This window comes from Lysobacter enzymogenes (assembly GCF_900106525.1).
GTDB classification, from domain to species: domain Bacteria; phylum Pseudomonadota; class Gammaproteobacteria; order Xanthomonadales; family Xanthomonadaceae; genus Lysobacter; species Lysobacter enzymogenes.
The window spans coordinates 524,514-535,346 of the sequence record NZ_FNOG01000002.1; the positions used below are offsets into that span (position 1 = coordinate 524,514).

Sequence of the window (10,833 nt, forward strand, 5' to 3'; positions counted from 1 at the left end):
GTTGTCGCGGTCGCGGCTCGCGCCGCTCCTACAGGGGCTTACGGCTGCTCTGCCGCCATGTGGACAGAACGCGCCAGGATCCAGCCGTCCAGGCCGTAGCTGGAACTCAGCCAGTAGGCCTTCAGGCCTTCGCGCTCGACCCACGCCCGCGCCGCTTGGAGGTCGCCGATTTTCCAAGGCCCGCCGGGCCAGCCGTTGCGGCGTGCGCGCAGTTGGATGTCATCCCATTCCTCCTCGATCAGCGCCTGCGCCGGCGCTTGCTCCAGGTCCAGCACGATGGCCGGCAACAGCGGCGCGTCGAAGCGGTGCGCGAATACGCCCTCGAACTCGATCCGGAACGGCCCCGGCGCGCTGCCGTGGTGCGGGCGCAACGACAGAATCAACCGGCCGCGCTCGCCGTCGACCTCGTAGCCCACCAGCAGCGCATCGTGCAGGCCGGCGAACACCGCCTCAGGCCTGCGCCAGCCAGGCGGCCAGCGTTCGCGCATCGAACGGCCAATCCAGTTCCACCCCGCGCGCCGCGTCGCGCAGCACCGGCACCCGCGTGCCGTAGCGTTCTTCCAGCGCCGCGTCCTCGTCGATGAAGACGCTCTCGAACTCCGGCGCGCGCGCCTGCGCCAGCACCGCCAGGGCCAGGTCGCACAGGTGGCAATCGTCGCGTTGGAACAAAGTCAGCACAGTCGCTTCCTGGTCTCGTCGCCGGCGCTCGGCCGGCAGCTGTTCAATGCGCCCGGGTATGGCGCGATCGCGTGCGGCGCCGCGCAAATCCGGGCGCGGAGCGACGCGGGCCGCGCGTAGAATAAGCGTATACACGCCCTCGCGGCGCCGGCGCGCCGCGCCGCCTCGCGCGGGTCGCCAGCAACGTCCGACCCCAGTTGGAGCAGCCAAACGTGGCAGTCAGCAGTTTCGACCTGTTCAAGATCGGCATCGGCCCGAGTTCCTCGCACACCGTCGGCCCGATGCGCGCCGCCGCGCGCTTCATCGAGCGCTGGCTGGTGGAAGGCTGCGGCACCGGCGAGAGCGGCGCGGACCTCGCCCGCACCGCGCGCGTGCGCGCCGAGGTGTTCGGCTCGCTGGCGCTGACCGGCCGCGGCCACGGCACCGACAAGGCGGTGCTGATGGGCCTGGAAGGCCATTGGCCGAACCAGATCGACCCGGACATCATCCCGGCGGCGCTGGAACGCATCCGCAAGACCAAGCGCATCAACCTGTTCGGGCGTCACGAGATCGGCTTCGACGAGAAGCACGACCTGATCATGAACAAGCGCCAGAAGCTGCCGTTCCACACCAACGGCATGCGCTTCACCGCCTTCGATGCCGACGGCAACGTCATCGCCACGCGCGATTACTACTCCGTCGGCGGCGGCTTCGTGGTCAACCAGGACGAAGCGGCCGAAGACCGCATCGTCGCCGACACCACCGACCTGCCCTACCCGTTCCATTCCGGCGACGAGTTGCTGGCGCAGTGCGCGCGCAGCGGCCTGTCGATCGCCCAGTTGATGATGGCCAACGAACGCGTGTGGCGCAGCGACGAGGAGATCAACGCCGGCCTCGACGAAATCTGGACGGCGATGCAGTCGTGCGTGAACCGCGGCATCCGCGAGACCGGCACCCTGCCCGGCGGCCTGCACGTCTCGCGCCGCGCGCCGGCGTTGCACGCCGAACTGTCGGCGAAACCCGAAGCCGGCATGCGCGATCCGCTGACCGTGCTCGACTGGGTCAACCTCTACGCGCTCGCGGTCAACGAAGAAAACGCCGCCGGCGGCCGCGTGGTGACCGCGCCGACCAACGGCGCGGCCGGCATCATCCCGTCGGTGCTGCACTACTACGACCGCTTCTGCCCCGGCGCCAACCTGCAGGGCGTGCGCGACTTCCTGCTGACCGCGGCCGCGGTCGGCATCTTGTACAAGGAAAACGCTTCGATCAGCGGCGCCGAAGTCGGCTGCCAGGGCGAGGTCGGCGTGGCCTGCTCGATGGCCGCCGCCGGCCTGGTCGGCGCGCTCGGCGGCAGCGCCAGCCAGATCGAAAACGCGGCCGAGATCGGCATGGAACACAACCTCGGCCTGACCTGCGACCCGATCGGCGGGCTGGTGCAGATCCCGTGCATCGAGCGCAATGCGATGGGCGCGGTCAAGGCGATCAACGCCTACCGCATGGCCATGCGCGGCGACGGCAAGCACAAGGTCAGCCTGGACAAGGTCATCAAGACCATGCGCGACACCGGCCGCGACATGCAGGACAAGTACAAGGAAACCTCGCGCGGCGGCCTGGCGGTCAACGTCATCGAGTGCTGAGGACGACCGGGGCATGGACGCGCCGCTGCGGCACATCGACGAAGGCCGCGGGCTGTGGCGCTACGCCGAGCGCATCGAAGTGCGCTGCCCGCGCTGCGCCCGCGCCGGCCAGGTGCGCGCGCCGCGCGATAGCCGCGAGGTGCGCTTCGCCTGCACCGGCTGCGGGCTGAGCGCAGCGACGGTGTCGTGCTGCGGCCTGCACGCCGCGCAACACGATTGGTACGGGCCGGTGCGGTTGTACGGCCGCCGGCCCTGCGGCCATTGCGGCCACCAATGGCTCGGCGTGAACCGGATCTACGACGGCAAGCCCGCGCAGACCCCGCAGCGCATCGCCGTGCGCTGCCCGGTGTGCGCGCGCGACAGCGAGGTCGATGTCGACATGCAGCCGCATCGCGGCCCCGAGCCGCGCGACCCGCACCTGGGCCTGCCGCTGCGCCTGCTCGAACCGACCCGCCACGGCCTGCTGTGGGCCTACAACGCCGAGCATCTGGACGAACTGCACCGCTATGTCGCCGCGACCCAGCGCGAACGCCTGCGCAGCGCCGGCAACGCATCGATGATCTCGCGCCTGCCGGCGTGGATGAAGCTGGCGCGGCATCGCGCCGCGGTGCTCAAGGCGCTGCAACGGTTGCAAGCGCGGCTGGGTGAGGACGACGAAGCGCCGGCGTTCGCCGCGCAACCCGAGCAGGCGCGCAACTTCAACCGCGCCGCGCGCCGCCGGCGCGGCTGAGCATGCGCTGCCTGGTCCTGCCCGGGCTCGACGGCGGCGGCGCCTTGCTGGCGGACTTCCTCGACGCGATGCGCCCGCGCTTCGATGCGCGCACGCTGGTTTATCCCAACGATCCGGCGCTGGGCTACGACGAACTGGTCGAATGGGTGTGGCCGCAATTGCCCGCGCACGAACCGTTCGCGCTGATCGGCGAATCCTTCTCCGGGCCGGTCGCGATCCGCCTCGCCGCGCGCCGGCCGCGGCAATTGCAGGCGTTGGTGCTGTGCGCATCGTTCGCGCGCGCGCCGCGTCCGCCGTGGTCGCCGCTGGGAATGGCGGCGCTGCCCGCGTGGACGCACGCCCTGCCGTTGCGGCAGGTGCCGCTGGCCGCGGTCGCGCGTGCGACCTTGGGCCGCTGGTCGACACCGCAGCGTCGGCAACGGCTGCGCGCCGCGCTGGACGCTTTGCATCCGGCGGTGCTGCGCAAACGGTTGGGCGAGATCGCACGCGTCGACGCGCGCGCGGCGCTGGCCGAAGTCGCCGCGCCCACGCTGTACTTGCGCGCCACTGCCGACCGGCTGGTGTCGCACGACAGCTGGGACGAGATCCGCCGCGCACGGCCGCACACCGAATGCATCGCCCTGGATGCACCGCATTTCCTGCTGCAGGCGCGCGCCGGTGAAGCCGCGGCGCAGATCGCGCGCTGGCTCGATCGCTGTTGAAGCGCGCGGCGTGGGCTGAGCGAAAGGCGGTGGGCTTGAAGGCCCTCCCACAACAGCGAGGCGACCGATGCGGCTCGTAACAGGGCTCCAGCCTCGGTGCGCTGCGCTTGGATGCTTTGTGGCGACCGGAGCCGAAAGCGTCGGGCCTGAAGGCCCTCCCACAACAGCGAGGCAACCGATGCGGCTTGTGGGAGGGCTTCAGCCTCGATGCGCTGCGCTTGGATGCTTCATGGCGACCTGAGCCGAAAGCATCGGGCCTGAAGCCCCTCCCACCACAGCGAGGCAACCGATGCTACTTGTGGGAGGGGCTTCAGCCCCGACGCTGTCCGCTCCGACGCAACACACCCCACACCCCTCGCTCACGCTGTTTCATCCCCTGCGCCACACCCGGCGCACACCGCGTGCAGCCGCACGGATTTCACCGGATTTTGCCCCGCAACATGCGCGTACTATGGCCCGGAGCCCGCCGGAGCCAGCCGCGTATGCCAGCCCGCCTCAGCCGCCGCGATTTCCTCAAATGCAGCGTGATCGCCGGCATCGGCGTCTACGTCGCCGCGCCCGGCAGCGCCGCGCTCGCCGCCTTGTTCGAACGCGAACGCCTGCGGCCGATGCCCTGGGATCCGGCCACCGGCCGCATCCGCTACCGCACCGACGCCACCGCCAAGGCCAGCGGCGAGAAGGTCTTCAGCTTCGACATGCGTTCGCGCGACCTGCCCGGCTGGCCGCGCGAACAGGCGCACGCGATGCTGCTGCGCGCGACCCTGGCCGACCGCGTCTACCAAGGCTTCGACCTGTCCTCGCTGCCGGCCGACCTGCAGCCCGACCGCATCGTGACCGCCGAGGATCTCGCCCGCGACGGCGTCGCTTTCCCCGCGTTCTATGGCGACGACCCGCTGCTGCCGCCGGGCAAGACCCCGGCCTATCTCGGCCAGGCCGTGGCGCTGCTGATCTGGAACGACTTCGCCCGCTTCCGCGCGGCCAAGAACCGGCTCAGGTTCCGCCCCGAGCTGATCCGCTGGGGCAAGCAGACCGGCCCGCTCGAACGCGCGCCGTGGGCCACGTTCCGCTACGTGCGCGTCGGCGGCGGCGATGCCTACGCCGACGACGTGTATTCCAGCTACAAGGACACCGTGCTGTTCCCCTCCGGCTATCGCAAACAAAACCCCGAGTGGGTCAAGGGCGACGCCGGCGGCAAGCTCGACGCGCAAGGCGTGGCCCACGCCGATGCGATGGACGCCGAACTGGCCGCGCCGGCCGCCGGCAAGCTGGTGATCGAGCGCGAGTACTTCTCGCAATCCATCGACACCGCGGCGATGGAGCTGGACAACGCCAACGGCTGGTTCGATGCCGAAACAGGCACCGTGCACCTGGTCAGCGCGACCCAATCGCCGAACGAAATCGCCGAAGACGGCGCGCGCATGCTGGCCGCGACGCGCTTCGGGGTGAAGCGGCTGGTGCTGCATCCCTGCTACACCGTCGGTTACGGCTCCAAGGACCACAACCCGTTCCCGTTCGTGGCGTTGATGGCCGCGCTGTACGGCGGCGGCCGGCCGGTGCGGCTGGCCAACGATCGCTACGAGCAGTTCCAGTCCAGCCTCAAGCGCCACAGCTTCCGCATGCATTACCGGCTGCAGGCCGACCGCGCCAGCGGCAAGTTCGAGATATTCCACGGCCGCATGACCGGCGACGGCGGCGGACGGATGAACTTCTCGCCCTCGGTGTGCCTGGTCGCGGCGACCGCGGCGCAGTCGATCTATTACTTTCCGCGCAGCGATCTGAGCAGCACCGTGATCGCCTCGCGCGCGCTCGACGCCGGCTCGGCGCGCGGCTACGGCACCTTGCAGAGCATGGGCGCGACCGAGATGCTGATCGACGAAATCGCCGCCGAGCTCAAGCTCGATCCGATCGAACTGCGCCTGCGCAACGTGTTCGCCACCGGCATGAAGAACACCCAGGGCGCGATCCCGGCCGGCGCCCAGCGCGCCGACGAGGTGCTGCGCAAATCGCGCGAGCATCCGCTGTGGACGCGGCGCGACCAGCGCAAGCGCGAGTACGAAGCCGCCCATCCCGGCAAGCGCTACGGCGTCGGCTACGGCTGCGTGCAGAAGGATTACGGCACCGGCGGCGAGGCCGCGTTCGCCGAAGTCGCGCTGACCCCGCAGGGCCGCATCCGCCTGCGCCACATCGGCATCGAGATGGGCACCGGCATGGCGACCAGCCAGGCGGTGGTATGCGCGACCTGGCTGGGCCGCCCGGCCGACGAGGTGCTGACCGGCGAAACCGACTGGTCGGCGCTGCCGATGCACGCCACCGACGACACCTGGACCATGTCGCAGGCGACCCAGGACGCGCACGTCGGCGATCCGCGCTGGACGCCGAACTACACCAGCCCGTCCAGCGCCAGCAACTCGGCGTTCTTCTTCAGCCACGCCACCCGCGAAGCGGCGCGGCTGGTGTTCACCCAGGGCTTGTGGCCGGCGGCGCTGGCGCTGTGGGGCCAGGGCTTCGGCGGCGGCCAGCTCGCGCCGCTGGCGGTGCGGCGCGAGGACGCGCGCTGGGTCGAAGGCAGGCTCAGCGCGGCCGGCCTGGCGCCGCTGACGCTGCAGCAACTCGCGGCCAAGGCCTTCGAACTCGGCCTGGCCACCGGCGCGACCGTGCACGGCTTCAACCGCTGGCAATGGGCCGAGGCCGACTATCCGCTGTCCGGCGACGACGCGCGCCTGCCGCTGGACGGCGTCGCCCTGCGCTGGGGCGACGGCCGCGGCGCCGGCGCGGGCACGCCGACCGCCGACGGCTATCGCATGATCGAACGCAGCCGCGCGCATTACCCACCGACCCAACGCAACAATGCCGGCGTGACCTATTACGCGGCCATCGGCACGATCGCCGAAGTCGCGGTCGATACCGCGACCGGTCAGGTCGAACTGCTCGATCATCATTCGATTCTCGAATGCGGCACGCCGATCGTTCCCGAGCTGGTGTCGAGCCAGTTGCAAGGCGGGCTGGCGATGGGCATCGGCCACGCCCTGCACGAGTTGCTGCCGCTGTACGAAGGCGGCCCCGGCGACGGCACCTGGAACTTCAACCGCTACACCCTGCCGCGCGCGCGCGACGTCGCGGTGTGGGCGCAGAGCGGCGAGCTGCTGCCGCCGCTGTCGCCGAGCGACGCGCCCAAGGGCATCGCCGAGGTGGTGATGATCGCGATCGTTCCGGCCATCGCCAACGCAGTGACGCACGCCACCGGGCTGCGTCTGCGCGAATTGCCGATCACCCCCGACAAAGTGCTGGCCGCGCTCGTGGCCGCCGAAGCCGCGCAGCGCGCGCGCGAGGCCCACGCATGAGCCAGAGCAGCCTGCGCCTGAAACCCTTGAGCCTGCGCATCAACGGCCGCAGCCACGGCCCCATCGACGTGCCCGACGACATGATGCTGGTCGACGTGCTGCACGAATACCTCGGCCTCACCGGCACCCGCTTCGGCTGCGGCCAGGGCGTGTGCCGCGCCTGCACGGTCATCGTCGACGATGAGCACGGCCCGCGCGAAGTGCGCAGCTGCATCACCGGCGCGCATTACTTCCAAGGCAAGTCGATCCGTACCGTCGAAGGCCACGCAAAGCGCGACGCCGACGGCGCGCTGGTGGAACTGTCGGCCGTGCAGCAGGCGTTTCTCGATCACTTCAGTTTCCAGTGCGGCTATTGCACGCCGGGGTTCGTCAATGCGGCGACGGTGTTGCTCGAGCGCCTGGGCCAGCAGCCGACGCGCGAGTACGCGCGCGACGAGCTGCGCGCGCTGATCCTGGAAGCGCTCAATCCGCATCTGTGCCGCTGCACCGGCTATGTGCGCTATTACCAGGCGGTCGAGGACTTGGCGCTCAAGCTGCCCAACGTGCGGGTGCGCGCGCAAGCGGAGACGCCGCGATGAGCAAGCGCCGCTGGAAACGCCTGATCCTGTGGGCGCTGCTGATCGCGCTGGTGTGGTTGGCCGTGGACGCGTTGATCGGCGGGTGGTATCGCCGCGGGCCAGCGGTGCAGGTGACGGCCACGCCGGCCCAGATCGAACGCGGCAAGTATTTGGTCGCCGCCGCCGACTGCGCCGCCTGCCACACCGCCGACGGCGGCGCGCCGTTCGCCGGCGGGGTGCCGCTGGCCTCTCCGTTCGGCGTCATCCACGGCACCAACATCACCCCCGACGCCGACACCGGCATCGGCCGCTACAGCGCCGACGATTTCTTCCACACCATCACCCGCGGCGAAGCGCGCGACGGCCACCAGCTGTATCCGGCCATGCCCTATGTGTCTTACAAGACCATCCAGCGCGCCGACAGCGACGCGATCTACGCCTATCTGATGACGCGCCCGGCGGTGAAGCAGGACAACCTCGCCAACGGCGTCGGCTTTCCGTTCAACATCCGCACCGGCATCCACGCCTGGAACCTGCTGTTCGCCGGCGCGCAGGCACGGCCGGCCTCGCAGGGGCAATCGCCGGCGTGGAAACGCGGCGAGTACTTGGTCGAAACCCTCGGCCATTGCGGCGAATGCCACAGCCCGCGCGGCTGGCTCGGTCAGGTCGACCGCGCACAGCCGCTGGCCGGCAACGCTGCACTCGGCCGTTTCGCTGCGCCCGCGCTGACCCCGCAAGCGCTGGCCGAACGCGGCTGGGACCGCGCCGGCCTGCAGGCCTATCTCGCCGGCGGCATCGCCGCGCACGCGGTGGCCTCCGACGAAATGCTCAAGGTGGTGAACCTGTCGACGCGCTGGCTCAGCGCGCAGGACATCGACGCCATCGCCACCTATCTGCTCGGCGATGCGCCGCCCGCAGCCGCCGCATGGACGGCCGCCGCCGCGACCGGCGGCGACGCGCCCGCGCAATCGCACTACTTCGCCCTGTGCGCCGGCTGCCACGGCCGCGACGGCCAGGGCGTGCCGCACGTCGCTCCGGCGCTGGCCGGCAACACCGGCGTGCGCGATGCCGATGCGCACAACCTGATCGTCGCGATCCTCGACGGCCTGCCCGAACACGATCTGCCGGGGCTGGAGCGGATGCAGGAGATGCCCGGTTTCGCCGATCAATTGGACGACCGCGAAGTCGCCGCGCTGGCGCAGTGGCTGCGCGGGCGTTACGGCGGGCAGAGCGCGGCGGTCGATCCGGCGCAGGTGCGCCGCTTGCGCGAGGCGGCGGGCGCGAAGCACTGAAACTCGCGCGCCGGCGGGGCCGGCGTGCGGGTTGGCTCCAGCGGGTTCGTCCAATCAGATTCGCTCAATCGAACCTCTTCAACCGAGCTCACTCAGTTGGGTGCGCTTGATCGATCCCGCTCAATCGAACGCACCGATCGCGCTCACTCTTCCGAGTAGGCCTGCACCGAAGTGGTCTGGACGATGCCCGGCGCATCGCTGTTGCGCTTGTACTGGCGCGGATCGGCCAGCGCCAACGCGCACGCGGCCGGGTCGCCTTCGATCCGGATCGCCGCGCCGTTGAGCCGCAGGTGCACCACCTGCGGCCGTTCCATTCCCGGCGGCGTGTAGAACGTCGCGCGGTGGCCGCGCAGCACCACTGCGTTGGCGCCCTGCGCGGCGGCCGCGTCGGCCAGCCGCTCGAACGCGCGGCCGTAGTGCACCGCCGGGGGTTTCTTGTCCAGCGAGGCCTCGGTGGCGCGAATGCCCGCTTCGATGCTCACTACGCCGAGCTTGCGGTGTTCGCAGGCCGGCGTGTCGGTCAGCACCGGCGGACGCTCGGCCGCAGTAGCCGACGCGGTCAGCGCCGCCCATCCGATCCACACGGCCGCCAGGCCGCGCATTGCGATGCGTTCGTGCATTCCAGCCCCCTGCTGCGCGCCCGCGTGCGCGCGTCCGGCGCCGCGTCGCGACCGCAGGCGCGTGCGGACTATAGCCCAATGCATTACGGCGGCCGCGGCGACGCTGTCCTACGATGGCCTGCCGTCACCCACGCCGAGGCCACGCCATGCGCCCGACCGCCGCGCTCCTGTCCTGCCTGCTCTCCGCCGCGGCCTTCGCCGCCGGCGCGCAGCCGTCGACGCCGCGCTACGGCGCCGAGCTGGAAGGCTTCGACTATCCCTATCCGGTGCAGCGCTATCGCTTCCGCTCGCAGGGCGAAGCCGTGCAGATGGCCTACCTCGACGTGCGCCCCGAGCGCCCCAACGGCCGCACCGTGGTGCTGCTGCACGGCAAGAACTTCTGCGCGGCGACCTGGGAATCGGCCATCGCCGCGCTGCGCGAGGCCGGCTATCGGGTGATCGCGCCCGACCAACTGGGCTTTTGCAAATCCAGCAAGCCCGCCCATCACCAGTACAGCCTGCACGAACTGGCCGCCAACACCCATGCCCTGCTCGCCTCGCTGGGCATCGAGCGCGCCAGCATCGTCGGCCACTCGATGGGCGGCATGCTCGCCGCGCGCTACGCGCTGATGTACCCGGACGCCGCGCAGCGCCTGCTGCTGGTCAACCCGATCGGCCTGGAGGACTGGAAAGCGCTCGGCGTGCCGTGGCGCAGCGTGGACGAGAACTACGCGCGCGAACTCAAGACCACCGCCGCGACGATCCGCAAGTATCAGCAAGAGGTCTACTACGGCGGGCAGTGGAAGCCCGAGTACCAGCGCTGGGTCGACATGCTCGCCGGGCTCTACGCCGGCCCCGGCCGCGAGCGCGTGGCCTGGAACCAGGCGCTGACCTCGGAGATGGTGTTCGTCCAACCGGTCGTACACGAGTTCGCCCGCCTGCGCGTGCCGACCACCTTGTTCATCGGCCAGCGCGACCGCACCGCGATCAACCGCGACCTCGCCGACGACGCGCTCAAGGCCAGGCTCGGCCTGTATCCCGAACTCGGCCGCGCCGCCGCGCGCGCGATTCCCGGCGCGAAACTGGTGGAGTTCGACGACTTGGGCCATTCGCCGCAAGTCGAAGCGCCGCAGCGTTTCGAGGCGGCGTTGCTGGATGCCTTGCGCGAGTGAGTGCGGGCGCAGCTGCGAACGCTTTCGTGGCGATGGCGGCTCGCAAGCGACACCGAGACCGCAACTGCCGCGACACCTACCCACCGCCATGCCCGCGAAGGCGGGCATCCAGGGCTTTATCGCGACAGGACTCTGAAGTCTCTGGAT

At 70.5% G+C, this 10,833-nt stretch carries 11 protein-coding genes; 8 read left to right on the plus strand and 3 right to left on the minus strand.

The annotated features are described in order from the left end of the window. Positions 1-38: 38 nt before the first annotated feature. Together BLU84_RS06560 and BLU84_RS06565 are read right to left on the minus strand one after the other, a co-directional pair. Positions 39-488 (minus strand): hypothetical protein, encoded by a 450-nt coding sequence (locus tag BLU84_RS06560; protein ID WP_074864220.1) that lies wholly within the window; start codon positions 486-488, stop codon positions 39-41. Next, the gene (locus BLU84_RS06565) at positions 451-678 is read right to left on the minus strand and encodes a glutaredoxin family protein (RefSeq protein ID WP_074864221.1); all 228 of its coding nucleotides are present in this window, start codon (positions 676-678) and stop codon (positions 451-453) included. Before BLU84_RS06565 ends, BLU84_RS06560 begins: the two co-directional genes overlap by 38 nt. A gap of 212 nt (positions 679-890) precedes the next feature. Between BLU84_RS06565 and BLU84_RS06570 the strand changes: the two genes are divergently transcribed. The 7 genes from BLU84_RS06570 to BLU84_RS06595 all read left to right on the plus strand — a co-directional run bounded on the left by BLU84_RS06570 (position 891) and on the right by BLU84_RS06595 (position 8,915). Further along, positions 891-2,294 carry an L-serine ammonia-lyase gene (locus tag BLU84_RS06570; RefSeq protein ID WP_074864224.1) on the plus strand — a complete coding sequence of 468 codons (1,404 nt, stop codon included), beginning with the start codon at positions 891-893 and terminating at the stop codon, positions 2,292-2,294. A 13-nt stretch (positions 2,295-2,307) separates the two neighbouring features. After that, complete coding sequence (locus tag BLU84_RS06575; protein WP_074864226.1) at positions 2,308-3,024, plus strand: hypothetical protein; 717 nt, start codon at positions 2,308-2,310, stop codon at positions 3,022-3,024. A 2-nt stretch (positions 3,025-3,026) separates the two neighbouring features. After that, positions 3,027-3,725, plus strand: a complete 699-nt coding sequence (locus BLU84_RS06580; RefSeq protein WP_074864228.1) for an alpha/beta fold hydrolase — start codon at positions 3,027-3,029, stop codon at positions 3,723-3,725. A gap of 67 nt (positions 3,726-3,792) precedes the next feature. Beyond that, positions 3,793-3,966, plus strand: coding sequence for a DUF6053 domain-containing protein (locus BLU84_RS28315; protein ID WP_425479331.1), 174 nt, complete (start codon positions 3,793-3,795; stop codon positions 3,964-3,966). 241 nt (positions 3,967-4,207) lie between these two features. Further along, positions 4,208-7,066, plus strand: coding sequence for a xanthine dehydrogenase family protein molybdopterin-binding subunit (locus BLU84_RS06585; RefSeq protein WP_074864230.1), 2,859 nt, complete (start codon positions 4,208-4,210; stop codon positions 7,064-7,066). Next, positions 7,063-7,644: a (2Fe-2S)-binding protein gene (locus BLU84_RS06590; RefSeq protein ID WP_074864232.1), complete on the plus strand. Its 582-nt coding sequence runs from the start codon at positions 7,063-7,065 to the stop codon at positions 7,642-7,644. Before BLU84_RS06585 ends, BLU84_RS06590 begins: the two co-directional genes overlap by 4 nt. Continuing rightward, the gene (locus tag BLU84_RS06595) at positions 7,641-8,915 is read left to right on the plus strand and encodes a cytochrome c (protein ID WP_074864234.1); all 1,275 of its coding nucleotides are present in this window, start codon (positions 7,641-7,643) and stop codon (positions 8,913-8,915) included. The genes BLU84_RS06590 and BLU84_RS06595 overlap by 4 nt, the downstream gene beginning before the upstream one ends. 143 nt (positions 8,916-9,058) lie before the next feature. On the opposite strand, the gene BLU84_RS06600 is transcribed toward BLU84_RS06595, so the two are convergent. Next, complete coding sequence (locus BLU84_RS06600) at positions 9,059-9,535, minus strand: hypothetical protein (RefSeq protein WP_139174724.1); 477 nt, start codon at positions 9,533-9,535, stop codon at positions 9,059-9,061. A gap of 146 nt (positions 9,536-9,681) precedes the next feature. On the opposite strand from BLU84_RS06600, the gene BLU84_RS06605 reads away from it, so the two are divergent. Next, entirely contained in the window at positions 9,682-10,686 is a 1,005-nt protein-coding gene (locus BLU84_RS06605) for an alpha/beta fold hydrolase (protein WP_074864237.1), read from the plus strand. Positions 10,687-10,833 lie beyond the last annotated feature (147 nt).